The organism is Streptomyces sp. NBC_00873 (assembly GCF_045207415.1).
Lineage (GTDB): Bacteria > Actinomycetota > Actinomycetes > Streptomycetales > Streptomycetaceae > Streptomyces.
The window spans coordinates 400,054-416,846 of sequence record NZ_CP108803.1 but is presented as its reverse complement, the minus strand read 5'-3'; the positions used below and the strand labels follow the sequence as shown (position 1 = coordinate 416,846).

13 protein-coding genes and 1 pseudogene are annotated in these 16,793 nt (G+C 70.8%); 6 read left to right on the top strand and 8 right to left on the bottom strand.

The window, feature by feature from the left end:
• Positions 1-75: 75 nt before the first annotated feature.
• From OH809_RS01855 to OH809_RS01840, 4 genes are all read right to left on the bottom strand, one after another.
• Positions 76-1,200 carry an MFS transporter gene (locus OH809_RS01855; RefSeq protein WP_406424662.1) on the bottom strand — a complete coding sequence of 375 codons (1,125 nt, stop codon included), beginning with the start codon at positions 1,198-1,200 and terminating at the stop codon, positions 76-78.
• A 790-nt stretch (positions 1,201-1,990) separates the two neighbouring features.
• Entirely contained in the window at positions 1,991-2,938 is a 948-nt protein-coding gene (gene bla, locus OH809_RS01850; protein ID WP_406514821.1) for a class A beta-lactamase, read from the bottom strand.
• Between the two features lie 209 nt (positions 2,939-3,147).
• Positions 3,148-3,315, bottom strand: a complete 168-nt coding sequence (locus tag OH809_RS01845) for a hypothetical protein (RefSeq protein ID WP_406415682.1) — start codon at positions 3,313-3,315, stop codon at positions 3,148-3,150.
• Between the two features lie 796 nt (positions 3,316-4,111).
• The gene (locus OH809_RS01840) at positions 4,112-4,582 is read right to left on the bottom strand and encodes a transglycosylase SLT domain-containing protein (RefSeq protein ID WP_406415680.1); all 471 of its coding nucleotides are present in this window, start codon (positions 4,580-4,582) and stop codon (positions 4,112-4,114) included.
• 1,969 nt (positions 4,583-6,551) lie between these two features.
• Between OH809_RS01840 and OH809_RS01835 the strand changes: the two genes are divergently transcribed.
• A complete protein-coding gene (locus tag OH809_RS01835) occupies positions 6,552-7,163 on the top strand; it encodes a hypothetical protein (RefSeq protein ID WP_406415678.1) in 612 nt (203 codons plus the stop codon).
• Positions 7,164-7,677: 514 nt separating this feature from the next.
• Here the strand turns inward: OH809_RS01835 and OH809_RS01830 are convergent.
• The gene (locus OH809_RS01830) at positions 7,678-7,833 is read right to left on the bottom strand and encodes a hypothetical protein (protein WP_406415677.1); all 156 of its coding nucleotides are present in this window, start codon (positions 7,831-7,833) and stop codon (positions 7,678-7,680) included.
• A 349-nt stretch (positions 7,834-8,182) separates the two neighbouring features.
• On the opposite strand from OH809_RS01830, the gene OH809_RS01825 reads away from it, so the two are divergent.
• The 4 genes and pseudogenes from OH809_RS01825 to OH809_RS01810 all read left to right on the top strand — a co-directional run.
• Positions 8,183-9,241 carry an NAD(+)/NADH kinase gene (locus OH809_RS01825; RefSeq protein ID WP_406415675.1) on the top strand — a complete coding sequence of 353 codons (1,059 nt, stop codon included), beginning with the start codon at positions 8,183-8,185 and terminating at the stop codon, positions 9,239-9,241.
• A gap of 185 nt (positions 9,242-9,426) precedes the next feature.
• Entirely contained in the window at positions 9,427-11,271 is a 1,845-nt protein-coding gene (locus OH809_RS01820; protein ID WP_406415673.1) for a glycoside hydrolase family 15 protein, read from the top strand.
• A gap of 427 nt (positions 11,272-11,698) precedes the next feature.
• A complete protein-coding gene (locus OH809_RS01815; RefSeq protein ID WP_406415672.1) occupies positions 11,699-12,460 on the top strand; it encodes a MerR family transcriptional regulator in 762 nt (253 codons plus the stop codon).
• A gap of 141 nt (positions 12,461-12,601) precedes the next feature.
• Positions 12,602-12,995 (top strand): annotated as a pseudogene (locus tag OH809_RS01810) (AfsR/SARP family transcriptional regulator); the annotation flags it as partial.
• A gap of 129 nt (positions 12,996-13,124) precedes the next feature.
• On the opposite strand, the gene OH809_RS01805 reads toward OH809_RS01810, so the two are convergent.
• Both OH809_RS01805 and OH809_RS01800 read right to left on the bottom strand, forming a co-directional pair.
• Positions 13,125-14,144, bottom strand: coding sequence for an alcohol dehydrogenase (locus OH809_RS01805; RefSeq protein ID WP_406415670.1), 1,020 nt, complete (start codon positions 14,142-14,144; stop codon positions 13,125-13,127).
• Between the two features lie 647 nt (positions 14,145-14,791).
• Positions 14,792-14,986 (bottom strand): hypothetical protein, encoded by a 195-nt coding sequence (locus OH809_RS01800; RefSeq protein ID WP_406415669.1) that lies wholly within the window; start codon positions 14,984-14,986, stop codon positions 14,792-14,794.
• 571 nt (positions 14,987-15,557) lie between these two features.
• Here OH809_RS01800 and OH809_RS01795 point away from each other — a divergent pair.
• A complete protein-coding gene (locus OH809_RS01795; RefSeq protein ID WP_406415667.1) occupies positions 15,558-16,043 on the top strand; it encodes a lamin tail domain-containing protein in 486 nt (161 codons plus the stop codon).
• A gap of 15 nt (positions 16,044-16,058) precedes the next feature.
• On the opposite strand, the gene OH809_RS01790 is transcribed toward OH809_RS01795, so the two are convergent.
• On the bottom strand, positions 16,059-16,556 hold the full coding sequence (locus tag OH809_RS01790; protein WP_406425458.1) for a hypothetical protein: 498 nt from the start codon (positions 16,554-16,556) through the stop codon (positions 16,059-16,061).
• Positions 16,557-16,793: the final 237 nt, after the last annotated feature.

Below are 16,793 nucleotides of genomic sequence, written 5' to 3'. Positions count from 1 at the left end.
CCGCCGCACGGGTGCGGGCGGTTCGGGGCACTCGCCCCCTGGTGTTCGCCGCCGTGGGCAGGCGCCTGCGGGCGCTCAGGCCCGCCCGGGCGGATGCCGCCACAGGTAGCCGCCCGCCGTGGCGGCCAGCAGCGTCACGCAACCTGCGAACACCAGGCCTGCATTGCGCAGCCCCAGTGCCACCGCCAGCGCGCCGATCCCGATGACGGGCACCGAGATTCCCGCGTACGCGACGACGAAGAACGCCGAGATGGTGGCGCCCCTGTGGGTGTCCGGAGCCAGCGTGCTCACCACGGTCAGGCCTGCCCGGAAGGCCAGCCCCTGGCCGATGCCGCCTGTCACGGCACCCGCGAGGAGGACCGGCAACGACGCCAGCAGCAGGGACGACCCCACCGCAAGCAGGCCGGCCACCAGCACCAGGCAGCCGACGGGCAGGGCGTTGCGCGTGCCGACGGGGCCCATCAGCAACTGCCCGCAGGCCGAGGCGCAGAAGACGCAGAAGACGACGGCGCCGGACACGGCCAGGTTGTGCACGCCCAGTGTCTGGGTGAGGAAGGCCGGCGCGACCGCGGTGAACAGGCCCAGCAGCGAGAATCCGGCGAAGGCGGCGAGTGCGCAGGGCGCGAACACACCGCGTACCTCGGCGGGGACGACCATGCCCTGCGGCCGCAGCGGGGGCCTGGCGCCGCTGCGGTGCACGGTCTCGGGCAGCAGCGAGGTGACAGCCACCGCGGCCGCCAGAAGCGCCAGATGGGTCAGGAACGGCAGTTGCAGCGGCCACGGCGCGTACTGGGCCAGGGTCCCCGCGACCAGGGGGCCGAGTCCCAGGCCGCCCATGTTGGCCGCGGTCGCAGCGAATCCTGCGCGGGCACCGCGCCCGGCGGGTGCCAGTTCCAGTACGGCGGCCGTGCCCGTGCCGCTGAGCAGTCCGGCGGAGAACCCCGACAGGACACGACCGGTGAACAGCAGCGGCAGCCCGCCCTCGAGCAGGAAGCACACCGCGCTCAGCGCGGCCAGTCCCAGCGCGCACAGCAGGACCGGGCGGCGGCCGAGAACATCGGAGAAGCCGCCGGCCAGGAGCAGCGCAGCAATCACACCGATGGCGTAGACGGCGAAAACCACGGTGACGATCAGTTCGGAAAAACCGATCTGCAACCGGTAGAGCCCGTACAGCGGTGTCGGCAGGGTCGTGCCTGTCATCCCGACCGCGAACACACCCGCCGCAGCCAGATATCCGGGCCGGACGGCGCCCTGCTGACGGCCTGTTTCCTGGTTGGTCACAACTCACCATAGGCATCGGACCAGGCGCGCAGAGGCGTCGGCTTCGCCGCAGACGGGCCGATGCACAAGCGCCACCAACACGGCGGAGCCTGCGCCACCCCCTGCTGCCACCGGCCCGCCGGCCCCGCTCATCACCCTCGCGGCAGCCGGGCGCCTTCGTGGATCTGCGAACGCAGGCCATCAGCAAGGACAGGATGGTGGCGGCAGGAAGCAGGAACATCCTCAGCGGACAAACCCCGGCTGACGGTCCTGGACTGCCTGCGTCCTGGACCGCCTCGTCGGCGGTTGCCTTGGTGCCCACCCCCTCCGGCCCCGTTTCCCCCGGCCCAGAAGCCCTGCCGGTACGTGGGGGAGCGGGCGGCCGTCAGGCCGCGCCGGCAGCCCACCGCCAACACCGCCGAACGGGAGGCGACCAAGGCCCGTGCGCAGACCCATTCGTCCGGTGCCACCCGGCCGTACGGCAGTGCCGACCCCATTCGGCCCCGTCTGCCGCGCGGCCGCGCCGGAGCGGGCGGGATCGGGGGCAGCATGGAAGCGGAAGCCCGCCCGGGAGCCCTTCGCACGTCGACCGGGCGGGCCGCCGTTGTGCAGCCCGCCCCGTTACTGGCGGCCGTCGCACACGGCTGCAACGGTCTGCCGACACACGGTGGGCGCCGTCGTGCACGCCGGCGAAGAACGCATGCATGCCACCCCGGTGCCGCCTCGGTGGTCAGCTCAGGGCCGCAGCCAGAACGCCGGCCGTCTTGGCGACCAGAGGGTTGTCGGCGGGGGCGTCCCGGCCGGGCTTGGTGGTCATGACGGCCAGGACCACCGGCGGGCGGCCGGGGGGCCAGGCGACGCCGGCGTCGTTGTTGCCGCCGTAGCTGCCGCCGGCGGTCTTGTCGGCGACGGTCCAGCTGGCAAGAAGCCCGGTGCGGAAGCGTTCACCGCTGGTGGTGTTGGCGAGCAGCCAGCCGGTGAGCAGCCGGCTGTCGCGGGGGGCGAGCGCGTCGCCCAGGACGAGGCGGGCATAGGTCCGCCCGATCGCGCGAGGTGTCGTGGTGTCCGTCTCGCGCCATGGCTCCGCCGAGTTCAGCTCGGGCTCCCACCGGTCGAGGCGGGTGACCGGATCGCCGATGGAGCGGCACAGGCGGGTGATGGCGGTGGGGCCGCCCAGTTCCCGGAGCAGGAGGTTGGCCGCGGTGTTGTCGCTGTGCGTGATGGAGTACCTGCACAGGTCTGCGACCGTCATCCCGCGGGAGAGGTTCTCGGACCTGCCGGTGATCGGCGAGTGGCCGCAGGCCTCCACGTACTGCGCGGTGTAGCGGATACGGCGGGCCAGGAACTCGCCGCCGCGGTCCAGATCGCGAAGGACCGCAGCCGCGCCGATGGTCTTGAACAGGGAGCACATCGCGAAGCGCTCGTCCGCCCGGTACACCACCGTGCGGCCCGTGGCGGTGTCATGGGCGTACGCGCCGAGCCGGGCGGAGTGCTCCCGCTCCAGGGCGCGCAACTGCCCGGTGACCCGGGCCGCCGCGCCGGGCGCGGCTGAGGCGGCGTGCGCGGGGGGCGGCGGGGATACAGCGGCCGGGGCGGCCCCGGCCCCGGCGGCCAGGGCGGCCCCGGCGGCCAGGACCGTCCGGCGGGTCGCACGGGCTCCGATGGATCGCACAGTCATGTGCCTTCCTTCGTACGGCGGGACGTCTGCCATGACATCAGCTCCCGCCCGGCCGGCCGCAATGACCGCACCGACCGCTGCCCGGTGCCCCTGGCCGTCAACCGCTCGAAGCCGGGCGGCCCGGCATCGCCACCCGCTGCGGCCGGGGCGGCTCCGGAACGGCGGAGCCGGCCTCCGCGGTTGCCGGGGCTGGCTGGTGTGGTGGTGTGTCAGGCGGTCTCGGTGAGCGCCTTGCGACGGGGCGGCAGTGTGCGTGCGGTCACGGCGAAGGCCAGGGCGGTGAACGCGGCGGTGGTCAGGAAGGCTGTGCGGGCGCCGGGTACGAACGCGCCGGGACGGCGCCTGCGCAGTACACCGACACGATCCCACAGCGGCATGCCGCGACATGCCCCGGCCGGGCTCTGCCGGATGGCCGGCCTCGAGATCACCCGGATCGAACGTGTGCTGCGACAACGTCTCGCCCTGCCGCAAGAGCGTCCTGGGGCGGCAGGTCCGGGCCGGCCCGGGAGCAACCGGCAAACACCTTGCCCCTCACCGGCTACGGACCGACGGCCGAACGCTTCGACCGCTTCCTGCTCGACGAGTGGGCCCGGGCCGCGGCCCCGCACCAGCAGCACCGGACGAACAGCGGCCCTGGCGGACTTCCTCGACACCTGCAACCGCCACCGCCGGCACACCGCGCTCGCGCGCCGGCTGCCCATCACCCGCATCAACAACCGTGCCGGTCAGTCAATCCGGGCCGGCCCCGTCTGCGGGGCGCTGATCCGGCACGCCGCGGCGTCCGGCCCGCACACAACTGCGCAGCCTGGCCCTCGGGCTGCCCGTGGGGCACTCGAGCACCATCGGCTGCCTCCACCACAACAGCACTGAGCACCGGCCGGCGGGGGTGCGCCGGCACTTCGACGCAGCTCCTCCTGGAAACGGCGCGGGACCGGGCCGCCTTGACCGCGGCCACGATGCTTCGGCGCGCCGCAGAGTCAGGATGTGCCGCCGGTGGCTGCGGGAACGCTGCCACCAGCCGGCCGGTCACGAACACTGCCCCTGCAGTGGTCCGCCCGGTCGGCCTGCTGCGAGGGCTGACCGCCCAGGGCTGACCGATCAGCCTGGGGGCGGGTCCGCAAGGCCGGGCCCCGGGCATGTTCCGGCCGGGTCCGGCCACACCGGCACGTCCGGTCAGTAGGCCGAGTTGACGTGGTCGATGGAGCCGTAGCGGTGGGCGGCGTAGTTGGCGGCGGCGGTGATGTTGGCGACCGGGTCGTAGATGTTCTTGGAGGTGCCGCTCACGTGGTACGTGTTGAACGTGGGGTCGATGACCTGGAGCAGGCCCTTGGACGGGATGCCCTTGGTGGCGTTGGAGTCCCAGTTGTTGACGGCGTTGGGGTTGCCGCTCGACTCGCGCATCAGGTTTTTGCGGATGCCTTCGTAGGTGCCCGGGATGCCCTTCGCGTGCATGACCTTCAGCGACTCCTTGATCCAGGTGTCGACGTTGCCGCCGCCGGACTGGGCGGGGGTGGCGGCCGAGGCTGCCGGGGCGCCTGCGACGGTGCCGGCCACGACCGCGGCACCGGCTGCGAACATGCCCAGCGAGATCTTCTTGGTCCTGGCCATGCGGGCGAACTTCGTGGACATCGCGTTGAACTGCATTCGGTAATTCCTCATCTGTTGTCGGGCGATGCCAAGAATTATTAAGCGAAGGAGAAATGCGGGTCAATGGGCCCCTTTTACTATTCGAATTCGTACCGGCTGAACAAAATGGTTGAGGAATCGCCGTCAAGGCTGCGGAACGTGCCGTGACGGGTCTACTAACCGGCTTCATAGTGACGCCCGTCATATGGCCCACTCCACACGGCAAATGCCTCAAATTGGCACAAGAGTGGCGTAAGTCATGTGGCCTGCGGCACATTAAGGGCGCTCTATTCGCTCACCGTAATTCCGAATGAACACGCTGTACGGGCGGCAGTGCGGCGGGCTGTCGGCGTGAATCGGCAAGGAATTCTGACCGGTGGCCGGCGCGTGACCGCCTCCGGTGGCGGCACGCGACGGCGACACATGGCGGCGGCACGCGGCGCGGACCCCTGCCGTGCAGCATTCGCCTTCTTCGAGGACGGTCACGACTGCGCCGCACGGTCTTCCACCACGGAATCCTCCTGGTCCGCGGAGCCCGGGGCCTGTGGCGCACGGTGGTGGGGGGACGGTCCGGGACCTTGAAGAGCTCGCCACCGAGCGCCGCGACTGCACGGCCCCCGAGGTGGCGCCCCGATACCCGCCCATGGGGTGTCGGCGGCCGGTGCCGTGCTCGCGCCGGCCATTGCGCTCGCAGTGCTCAAACGGGGGTTGCGGTGCCTGGCGAACGGTCAGGGGTCATCCTGTCCTCGGCCGGCTTCGGTGCTCCATCGGCGCGCCACCGGCCTCGGCGGGTACCGCGCCTGCCGCTGCACCTTGCGAGCACTGCCCGTACGAGAGTCTGCCGCCGCTTGACTCCAGCCGGTCCGCGGGCGCCTTTCAGCGGCTCGGCGATGCCGGCGGCCCTGTCCCGGAACAGGTCACGAAGCTCAACGGTGTGGCGGGGGATCTGGCGGCCAGGGGCCTGACGCTGCCGCAGGACTTCGTCACGTTCCGGACCGGCGCGCATGTACGCGCGTATATACGCCTCGCCCGGCGCCGCGGCGGTTGTCGGCCGCAGTCCGTAAGAGATCGCGGCATTCCTGCGTCCTCGGCGCGCCGCAGGGCTTCTTGGTGGTGGCCCCGCCGGCGCGCGGTCCCTGGCCGGTGCGGGACCGGCACCGTCGACGGCGCCGCCGGTATCCCGCGCGCTCCCCGGCGGATCCCCGGCGGATCCCCGGCACTGCCGGCCGCGCTCTTTGGCGAGCCGGCGTCCGCGCAATCCCGCTTCGCGCCGAGCGGCTTTTCCCCGGCCGGGCGGGATGTCCGCCGGTCCAGCCTCGAAGCAGCGAAGGAGCAGGTCGTGTGACTGCCCGGCGCCCTTGGCCGTGGGCGGGCCGGCCGTGGGCCGTCCAGGGCCGCCCGCATCCGGGGTCGCACGCTCCCTGGGTGCGGGGGAGTCCCTCGAACTGGTCGTACTCCCGCGGCCGGGCTGCCGGATGTCTTCGGTCCGGGCCCCGCCGACGTCGGCCCCGGAGCCGGTCTGCGACCCGGCGTTCGCCATGCCCCCGGTAGTGGCCGGCCGCGAAGCGCCGCTGGGGATCGCCGTCTCTCCCGAGCCTGCACCTGCGGGCTGCCGGTCCGCGGAGGCATCGGCGGAGCAACAGGGGTGTGGTGGGTCGCTGTGGCGGCCGGGGCGGTGGGTGGGTGGCGATGACGGCTGTCGGGGGCGGTGGGGGGTGAGGTTCTGGGTGTGCTGGATCCGCGTCCGTGCTGCCGAGAGGGTGATCGGGCGTCATGAAGTCGCCCAGAAGGCCTAATCGTGTGCCAAATAAGCTTACTTTCATATGTATTGACGGTGCGTCATGTGTCGATCGATGTGCGGTGCGGGTCGTTCGTACACCCGGTCGGCCCCCTGCCGATACGTCCGATATGACAGCTAAAGGCGCCATAAGTACGTTCATTGCAGGCCGGTTGCCCGGCCGACCCTCAGAGACAAGGGAGAAGTGACATGAAGACGCGTACCGTCGCCGTGACCGCAGCCGCAGTGGGCGCCGCGGTCATCGCCACTACCGGCATCACCTATGCCTCGGCCGCCGGATCCACCCAGGCTGCCCCGTCCGTCCAGCAGGCCGCCCCTGCTGTTCAGCAGGCCGCCCCTGACGCGGCTCCGCTGGGTGGTGAGGGCGGGAACGGCGGTGGCGGCAAGGGGAACGAGGGAGGCGGCTACGGCGGTGGCGAGCGTGGCGGCAACGAGCGTGGCGGCCACGAGCGCCGTGGTCACCGGGAGGAGGGCCGGATCTTCATCAACGAGCGGTCGTACTCCGCCCGTGGGGAGGAGGGCTGCATCACGGTGGTGAGCGGTCTGGGTGCCAAGAGCTTCAACGTCCGTAACGACAGCCGCCGCACCGTTGAGTTCTTCCGTGGGGCGACCTGCGACAACGGTTCCCCGGTCGCGACGGTCGGTCCCTGGAGCACCAGCAACGGTGTCTTCACCCGCAAACACATCCGCGGCGGCGTGTTCGTCCGCAACGGCGTCGTGGGCAGCTTCCGGGTGGTCCGGGACCACTTCGACAGGTTCGACAGGGACGACAGGGGCGGCGGGGACGACAGGGAGTGGTAAGGGACCACTGCGACAAGTGGTGACAGAGCCGCTTGCGTCATAGGGAAGCCCCGGCCCGTCGGAATCGGGCCGGGGCTTCCGGCATACGGGGGAATTGCCCGGCAGACGCCCGGAACCCCCTGCACCCGCTACGCCGTGCCCGGCGTTCACCGAGGCGCCCCGCGTGTCGCCGTAGCCGGCACCCTGCGGACTACGGCGGATCGAACACTGTGCGGTCCCGGTTCCACCGGATCCACCTGCGCACCGGAGAGCGGCCAGGCCTGTGAAGGCCCGAGCGTCGCCCCAAGGGGGAAAGCCCTCGTGGCGCGATGAGCCCGGCGGACTCGTACACCTTGCAGGCTCGGGCTCTGTCCGCACGGCGACGGCGCGGGGAGCACCGGGATCGCACCGGCGGGACGGCCACGACCCGCGGCTTGAACACTGTTCCGCGGTGGCCCGCCGTGCGTACACCTCGATCTCGATGCTCATCGGGGGCCGGCGCCGCACATGAGCATCGTGGCGGCCGGCCCGGCCTTCAGCTTTCGTCGTCCTCCGCCCGGCGCTCGCCCTCAGCCTGGGACGGCTGGGTGCGTGTGGTGGCCGGATGCCGCTGCTCAGCCGGATTCATGTCCTCTTCCAGCCTCTCGCCCTCGGCCTGCGACGGAGTCGGGTACCCGTCGGTCGGGCGCATGGGTGCCTCCACCGTCGGAACACATGCATACAAAATGAGCGTAAACGCCACGATGTGCGGCCGCTGCTCATGCCGTTCGGTGCGGTCTGCGGATAGCGCGAGGACTTTCGACACCGGCAGGGCAGGAAGAGCTCTTCCCGGACCGCGTGGAAAAGACCGGGCGCCGGCTCCACGGCAACCCGAGGCCGGTGCTGCAGCAGCCGGCGCTGCGACGGAGGCCGGACCGGTCCGTGTTCACGTCTTGTCCTGACCGGCGCAGGAGAGGGACGTTACCGGCCGGTCCGGTGAGCCTGCGGGAAGATCCGTTGGGATCTGCGCGGCTTGCCGGGGCGTTCTACGGTGAGAAGTGATGCCTCTGAATCGGCTGGGTCTGGTTGTCCACCAAGGCCGCCCCGCCGCCGTCGCGGCGGCGCGGACCGCCCGCATGTGGTGTGCCGCGCGCGGCATTGCCTGCACCGACATCGACGTGTGGCGGGAGGGGGAATCGCGGCACGGCGGCCAGGAGGAGGCCGAAGCAGCAGGCCACCCCGGGCTGATCATCACGTTCGGCGGTGACGGCACGTTTCTGCGCGGGGCGCGGATCGCCGCCAAGGACGGGGCAGCGGTGCTGGGCGTGAACGTGGGCCGGCTCGGCTTCCTGACCGAGATCACCACCGACCAGGTGGAGGACGCTCTGGACGTTCTCCACCGCGATCAGGCGGTGATCGAGGAGCGGATGGTGCTCACGCTGCGCGCGTCGCGCCCGCTTCGGACGCCCGTCGGCCTGGACACGGTGCTGTGCTACGGGCGCGGTCCCGCCCTGCCCGCACCGGCCGTGCGCCCCACCGGGGTGCAGAGGGCCGGCTGGGGTGTCGCCCTGGACGTCACCGCCGTCAATGACGTGGTCCTGGAAAAACTCGCCCGGGACCGGCAGGCGAGCGTGGCCGTGTACCTGGCCGGGCAGCTGCTCGCCTCCTACTCGGCCGACGCGGTGATCGTGGCGACCCCCACCGGCTCGACCGCCTACAACTTCGCCGCGGGAGGGCCGGTTCTGGACCCCGCCGCCGACGCCATCGTCTTCACCCCGGTCGCTCCGCACATGGCCTTCGACCGCACCGTGATAGCCGCGGTCGACGAGGCGGTCGTGGTACACGTGCTGCCGCACTCCGGCCAGGTGGCCGTGAGCATCGACGGGCAGACGCGCGGAGTACTGGAACCGGGGGACTGGGTGGCCGCCTACCGCGCACCGTACCGGCTGCGCCTGGCCCGTCTGGCACCGCTGGCGTTCTACCACCGGCTGCGCGAGCGCTTCCAGCTGGCCGACGCCCCGGCGGCCGCCGTCGACCAGACCCCGCTCTTCCACCGGCCCGACACCCCGCCACCCGACGATCTGGCCCACCTGCGCCGGCCCACGCCGCCCGCCGCATGAACGCACGGCCGGTGATTGTGCCGGCTCTGCGAGGCCGGCGAACCCGCCGCCACATCCGCGGCGCGGCACCCGGCGGTGGCGGCTGAAGCAGCAGAGCCAGGTACAAATGCGTGGGCGATTTAAACTGCTGTCAGGGTTGTTTTCGGCTTCACGGCGGTGGCGCCGCGGTGGCAGGGAGGCCTGGCATGGCGTTCGAGAGTGCCGGATGCAGTGGATACGGGCAAGGGGCGGGTTCCCCGCGCTACCTGCCGATCGCCGACCACGGCCTGATCGGCGACCTTCGTACCGTCGCGCTTGTGGGCACCGACGGCACGATCGACTGGTACTGCTGCCCGCGATTCGACGCACCCAGCGTGTTCGGCTCCATCCTGGACGCGGACCGGGGCGGATCGTTTCAGCTGGCCGCCGACGTGCCCGCGCGGACCCGCCAGTTCTACTTTCCCGACACCAATGTGCTGATCACACGGTTCTTCGCCACGGACGGGGTGGGCGAGATCCAGGACTTCATGCCCATCGGCGACGAATCGGGCGAGGTCCACCGGCACCGGCTGATCAGACGCCTGCTCTGCGTCCGGGGCTCGCTTCCGTTCACCGCGCGGGTGGCTCCCCGCTTCGGATACGGGACCGAGCCGCACAGCGCACGCCTTGAGGGCGACAGGGCGTACTTCGAATCCAAGAACCTGTCCCTGGCACTGACGGCCACCGTGCCGCTCGAATGCGACGGCACGGACGCCTGGTCACACTTCAAGCTGCTGGAAGGCGAGTCCGCGGTCTTCGCCCTCGACCGGATCGGGGCAGAGGTCGCTGTGCGCGGGTGTGCCCGGCGCGAGGCGGAGGACGAGTTCCAGGCCACAGTCCGCTTCTGGCGGCACTGGCTGGGCGCCTCGCGCTACCACGGACGGTGGCGGGAGATGGTGCACCGCTCCGCGCTGACCCTGAAGCTGCTCGTCTACGCGCCGACCGGCGCGATCGTGGCTGCGCCGACGACGAGCCTGCCCGAGGAGATCGGATGCGGGCGGAACTGGGACTACCGGTACACGTGGGTCAGGGACGCCGCGTTCTGCATCTACGCCATGCTCAGGCTGGGCTTCACATCGGAGGCCGAAGCGTTCATGGGCTTTCTGTCCTCCTGCATCATGTGCGAGGACGAGGCCACCGGACCACTGCAGATCATGTACGGCATCGACGGACGCCGCGAGCTGCCCGAGCACGAAATAACCCATTTCGAGGGGTACTTGGGGTCGTCCCCGGTGCGGGTGGGAAACGCCGCCGCAACCCAGCTCCAGCTGGACATCTACGGAGCGCTCATCGACTCCATCTACCTGTACGACAAGTGGGGGCAGCCCATCAGCAGCCACCGCTGGGACGAGGTCGGCGCCGTGGTGGACTGGGTCTGCGACCACTGGGACCAGCCGGACGAAGGCGTCTGGGAGATCCGCGGGGGACGACGGGACTTCTTGTACTCGCGCCTGATGTGCTGGGTGGCGATCGAGCGGGCCATGCGCATGGCGACCCGGCGCGGCCTGCCTGCCGATCTGGTCCGGTGGGGGAAGAGCCGTGACGCGATCTACCGGCAGATCATGAGACGCGGCTGGTCGGCCGAGGCCGGCGCCTTCGTCCAGCAACTGGACGGCGACGTCCTGGACGCCTCCGTGCTGATGATGCCCCTGGTCAAGTTCATCTCCCCGGTCGACCCGAAATGGCTCGCGACGCTGGACGCCCTGGGCACGAAACTGGTCGCCGACTCGCTCGTCTACCGCTACGACACGGGAGCCAGCCCGGACGGCCTGCCGGGCACGGAGGGCACTTTTTCGATCTGCTCATTCTGGTACATCGAAGCCCTCACCCGGGCCGGCCGCCTGGAGGAGGCCCGCCTGGCCTTCGAGAAAATGCTCACCTACTCCAACCATCTCGGCCTGTACGCAGAGGAAATCGGACCGACCGGAGAACAACTCGGCAACTTCCCGCAGGCCTTCACCCACCTCTCCCTCATCAGCGCCGCATTCAACCTCGACCGCGCCCTCGGCTGAACCCGCCGGATCCGAGGGACGCCCGAACACGCCGCCCGGCACCGCCCGGCCTGCGGCCGCCGTCTGCGGGCCTGCGCCCACGGCCGTCGCCGTTGCGCCAGGAGGTGCGCTGCACCACCGAGGGCGCCGTGCTCACGATCGGTCACCGGCCCGAGGAAAGCGGCGCACTGTGCGGTGGATGCCCCCGGTGGCGACGCTTCCCGACGCGCCACCCCAGCCGCCGCATACCGCTGCCACGGGCGGTTGACGCGGATCGGACCGCACAGGGGGCCGACGGCGCAGGCCGGCCGGGCGGTGCACGCGCACGAAGGGCCCGGTGGGGCGCAGATTCTGGGTGCCGGGCTTGAAACTGCCGCTGCGGCAGCTTCTACCGTCCTTCACAGGCCCGGAGAGACCGGCCCGGTGAAGCACTCGTGAGGGGGCAGCGATGACCTGGCCGATCGCGGAGGTCGCCCGGATGTCGGGCGTGACGGCCCGGACACTGCGGCACTACGACCAGATCGGCCTGCTGCCACCCGCCCGGATCGGCACCAACGGCCACCGCTACTACGAGGCGCACCAGCTGTTGCGGCTGCAACAGATCCTCGTACTGCGGGCGCTGGGACTGGGACTGTCCGAGATCGGCCGGATCCTGGCCGCGCAGGTCGACGAACTGGACGCCCTGCGCGGCCACCACCGCCGGCTGCTCGCCGAGCGGGACCGGCTTGACGCCCTGGCCGGCACCGTCTCCCGCACGATCACCGAACTGGAGCAGTCCAGAAAGGACGGCAGACCCATGACCAGCATCAACCGACCGGAGAACCTGTTCGAAGGCGTCCAGCCCGCCCAGTACACAGAGAGCCTGCGTGATTTCCCGGAGCTGGCCGAGAGGATCGAGCAGCACACCTCGACGATGAGCCAGGCCGAGATCGACGCGGGACACCGCGAGCGCACAGCGCAGATGATCCGGCTGGCCGAGCTCCTGGCCGCCGGAACGCCCGCCGACGCCGGCCCGGTGCAGGCCGAGATCGATGCCCAGTACCGGGCACTGGCCGAGCTCCGAACGGTCCGCGCCGCGGAGTATCGCGCGATCGGGCGGGCCTGCGTGGACAACGAGCAGTGGCGCGCGGCGTACGAGGCGATCGCGCCGGGCCTGGCCCAGTACCAGCGGGACGCCATCGAGGTATACGCCACCACCCGGCTGAGCTGAGCCGGCACCGGCCACCGGGGCGCTCCTGATGTGCTGCCAAGCGTGGCGTTCCGGCCCTGACAGGGACAGCCGGGCAGCGTACACACCTCCTGATCCACAGGCCCATGCTCACACGCGCCTCCCGCTCGTTCATCTGCGCAGATGACCACCGACCTGACCTTGCTGCCGCAAGTGGCCTACCGCCGCCAGGAGATCACCGCCCCCCGGCTGCGCGGGCTGCTCGCGCTGCTTGCCGAGGATCTGCACACGGGCTGCAGCACCGGGCGGCTGGTGCAAGGGCTGTGGCCCGAGGAGTTGCCGGACCGGCAAAGCGGTGCAGGTGCTGGTCTCGCGGCTCTGCTCACAACTCGGCTCCGACGATATCGCCACGACCCCGGCCGGCTATCGCCCCGCCCTGGACGAGGAGCAGGTCGACAGCTCCGCGCTGCCGCTGCGCGCGGCCGCCGGCGCGGAGCGGGCCCGGGCCGCAGACCACGGCGGGGCGCTGGCCGAGGCCGAGGCAGGGCTCGCGCTGTGGGACGGGGCCGTGGCCGCAGCGGAGAACCCGTGCCGTCCGTCATCCCGGCCAGGGGAGAAGGGGATGCGATGCAGCGCGCAGTGCCCGTGCCGGGGCGCGCAGGGAAGGCTCGCCGACCCGCTCCACGCACCCGGTTGCAGCTGGTGGTCAGTTGCCGGTGGTGAGCACCATGCGGAAACGGGCTGCGCCGCTGAGCATCCGCTGGAAGGCGTCGTCGGCTTCCTCCAGCGGCACCGTCTCCACCATCGGCTTCACCCCGGTCTGCGCGCTGAACGTCAGCGTGTCCTGGACGTCCTGGGCGGTGCCGGACGGGTGGCCGTGGACGGAGCGGCTTCCCCCGATCAGCTGCAGCGGGCTGATCTGCAGCGGCTCGGGGGTAACGCCGAGGACGATCAGCTGCCCACGGTGACGCAGGCCGTCGACGGTGGCAGACATCGCGTCGGAGTTGGCCGCCGTGGCGAGCACGACGCGGGCGCCCCCCAGCGCTTGGAGGGCTTCGGCGACGTTGACGGCGCTGCTGTCGATGTAGTGCCGGGCGCCGAGCTCCCGGGCCAGTGGCTCCTTGCCCCGGCCGCGGGCGATGGCGACGGTGTCGAAGCCGAACTGGTTGGCGTACTGGACTGCGAGGTGTCCCAGGCCGCCGACGCCGAGGATCGCCACGAGGTCACCAGGCCGGGCAGAGCTGTGCCGCAAAGCGTTGAACGTGGTGACGCCGGCGCAGCCGAGCGGCGCGGCCAGGACGGCCGGCAATCCGTCAGGAATGCGCGAGAGCGCGTTATCGGGGGCCACCATGGCGTCGGCGAAGCCGCCGGGATAGGCCCAGCCGGGAACCTGAAGGTTCTGGCAGTCGATGAAGTCGCCTTCACGGCAGGGCAGGCAGTGGCCGCAGTTGCCACCGAACCAGCCGACCTCGACGCGGTCGCCGACCTGCCATCCGGTCACGCCTTCGCCGAGGGCGTCGATCCGCCCGGCGACCTCGTGGCCGGTGACCAGCGGGAACTGCACGCCGGGAAAGCCGGCGTTGACGAAGCCCGCATCGGTGTGACAGATGCCCGCCGCCTCGACGGTGATCCGGACGTGGCCGGGGCCGGGCTGCGGCAGTTCCCGCTCGACGATTTCGAACTTCCCGCCCGCGGCGCTGACCTGGGCGACACGCATCGTGTTCATGGACCTCTCCGTTGTAGGACAAGGGGAAGGGGGAGGCACGAGACCGGTCTCATGCCGGTCGAAACCAAGGCTCGTACGGCTGTTCCAGAGAACGGAATTCCCGAAGGACATAACCGGTCAAGAGATTACTGTTCAGGGTATTCCCGATCTCCCGAAGGACCCGGCAAGCCGGGCGCACGAAGAACTCCCGGAAAAGAATGCCCGTGCCGTTCCAGGTCCTGACCGGCCGATCATGCGCGGAGCCCCGGTGAGCGCGGGCGTCCTGCTGTGTGAGGGGCACCGCCCTCCAACCGACCGGCAAGGAGTTCACAACTGCTGGGCAAGCACAACGTTTTGGCGAACGTGGACACGATGGGGTGAACGGTGTGACGAGCTGCGGGTACGCCCGGCGGGGTGTGCGTAGCGTTCTCGGTGCGATCTGGGACGCCGGGTGTGGCGTCAGCAGTCGGGGCCCCCGTGTCACCAGCGAGATGGTTCGGGGCCTCCCCGTCGCCTCCGGCCACACCCACATGGCCAGGTCGTAGGGATTCCGCCCGCCCGGGACGGACCGCATACGGGATATGCGTCGCCGACCGGGACGCGAAAGCGGAGTACCAGTGCGCCCAAGACCGTTCGGGGCGTGCCGGTGAGACGGGACTCACTCCTGCTCACTGCCCAGGAACGGTGACGAAGAACCCGTCACCGTCCAGCATCCGCCACAACGGAGCCGGGAACCCGGTGAACGCCCGCTGGTTCTGCACGCTCGGGATCACCGCGCGCCCGCACCGCTGCGTACCGCTCGGCCCGTTCGTCGCCGTGCGGGTCTGCGCGAGGATGCCGAAGTTCGACGAACCGTCGCCCACGGGGGAGGCCAGGCGTCGTCGACGCCAACGGCCACCCCGCGCTGCTGACCACCATCGACGGCGGCGAGCAACTGGTGGCGCTCGATGTGCGAGACGGCCGGATCCACGGCATCTTCGCCGTCCTCAACCCGGACAAGCTCACCCACGTACTGATCTGACCTGTCCAGCCCGCAGCTGTCGAGGAAGGCCGCACTCTGCGGGCGGGTGTTCGGCCGCACGATATGTGTCTGAATTGCGTGGCATCGTGGCTGTTACCGATGGGCGTGCTGCTGGACGGGTGGCTTGCGGGGCGGTGCGGCGGGGTGCGTGGAGGCCGGAAAAGGCTTGCCCCCGGTTGCGGAGCGGGTGCGTGGATCCGGCAGTCGATGTCAGGGGCACGCCCGGGCGGGATGTGTGATCAATACAATCGCGAGTTACGGAAATGTCCGCATTAAGTAACACGAACCGGAGTCGCTGCCGGTGGCGGGGGAGGTGCTCCAGGCTGTGGGTTCTCGGCCTGAGGGGCCGGGAACCGCACCGCGCAGCATGGCCCTTGATTGGGTCCTGGGCGCCCTTACTTGAGGGGATATCAATGTCTGCTTCTCGTACCGTCCGCCGCATCGCCGCTACCGCTCTGGCAGCCGGCTCCGTCGTCGCCGCGGCGGCGATGCCGGCAGCCGCCGACAGCGACCACGGCCACGGATACGGGCACGGCCGCCACCACTCGTACTCCACGGTCGTCCTCGGCGACATCCAGTACGACAGCCCCGGCCGTGACGACTGGTCGAACCGGTCCCTGAACCGGGAGTGGGTCGAGGTCACCAACACCGGCCGCCGCGCGGTCGACCTGGACGGATGGACGCTCTCCGACCGCGACGGCAACCGCTACCGCTTCGACGACCTGCGCCTGCCCGGCTACGCCACGGTCCGCGTCCACACCGGGCGCGGCTATGACACCCGTCGGGACGTCTACCAGGGCAGCCGGGACTACATCTGGAGCAACTACGCCGACAAGGCCACCCTGCGCGACGACGACGGCCGCACCGTGGACACCCAGTCCTGGGGCTACCGCCGCTGACCGGCCCCTGCCCCGTCACTGACCAAGGGCGCACCTTCTGACCCCGGCGTGCCGCCCTTCCGAGCCGGCGTGCCACCACCCACACAGGGTGGTGGCACGCCGCTCTCGTATGTCGGCGGCCCCCGGTTCTCGCCGCTCAGCACGTCCAAACGGATCGGCGTGAAGGCCATCGCCATCGAGGACCTGGACTTCGCGGCGGAGAAGACCCGCGAGAAGCACGGCCGCAAACGACGCTTTGTGCAGATCGACCTCGTTCGACTTCAGTACCGCCGAACGCAGTTCCTCCCGCCACTGGGTGTTCGCCAGCGACACGGCCACTGCCTTTGCCGTCCTGTCCTCGATGCGGGTCGCGACGGCTCCGCCTCGCGGGGCGGCCCGGTCGCGGACCGGGCGTACGGAGCGGGACGCGGACTGCTCGGCCTGCGAGAGCGGGTCGCCGTCCACGGCGGCGACCCGAGCGCCCGGCGCCGCCTGGGCGGCGCCGGGCGCGTCCGCGCCCGGATCCCGCTTCACGGGACGCGCCCGCCGACGAAGCCGCGGCCACCGACTGGTCGGCCGCGCTCATCGACTCGACAGCGGCCCGCCTGTCATGGTCGCCATGAGCGGCTGGACCCGCGCGGAAAGTTCATTAATGACCTCATTGAGTGATACTTCCGCAGAGTCCACTTATAGGTAGTGTGTGCGGAATCACGAACCGTGTCGCGCAGCTGTTACGTGGGACATAGCTATTTCACGGATGGTCTTTTTATC

Bases quoted from the DNA above. Each gene is read 5' to 3' on its own strand.
- OH809_RS01840 (WP_406415680.1), bottom strand. From the start codon at position 4,582: ATGCAGTTCAACGCGATGTCCACGAAGTTCGCCCGCATGGCCAGGACC.
- OH809_RS01845 (WP_406415682.1), bottom strand. From the start codon at position 3,315: ATGCCGCTGTGGGATCGTGTCGGTGTACTGCGCAGGCGCCGTCCCGGC.
- OH809_RS01825 (WP_406415675.1), top strand. From the start codon at position 8,183: ATGCCTCTGAATCGGCTGGGTCTGGTTGTCCACCAAGGCCGCCCCGCC.
- OH809_RS01835 (WP_406415678.1), top strand. From the start codon at position 6,552: ATGAAGACGCGTACCGTCGCCGTGACCGCAGCCGCAGTGGGCGCCGCG.
- OH809_RS01830 (WP_406415677.1), bottom strand. From the start codon at position 7,833: ATGCGCCCGACCGACGGGTACCCGACTCCGTCGCAGGCCGAGGGCGAG.
- bla (WP_406514821.1), bottom strand. From the start codon at position 2,938: ATGACTGTGCGATCCATCGGAGCCCGTGCGACCCGCCGGACGGTCCTG.
- OH809_RS01820 (WP_406415673.1), top strand. From the start codon at position 9,427: ATGGCGTTCGAGAGTGCCGGATGCAGTGGATACGGGCAAGGGGCGGGT.
- OH809_RS01805 (WP_406415670.1), bottom strand. From the start codon at position 14,144: ATGAACACGATGCGTGTCGCCCAGGTCAGCGCCGCGGGCGGGAAGTTC.
- OH809_RS01795 (WP_406415667.1), top strand. From the start codon at position 15,558: ATGTCTGCTTCTCGTACCGTCCGCCGCATCGCCGCTACCGCTCTGGCA.
- OH809_RS01855 (WP_406424662.1), bottom strand. From the start codon at position 1,200: ATGACAGGCACGACCCTGCCGACACCGCTGTACGGGCTCTACCGGTTG.
- OH809_RS01815 (WP_406415672.1), top strand. From the start codon at position 11,699: ATGACCTGGCCGATCGCGGAGGTCGCCCGGATGTCGGGCGTGACGGCC.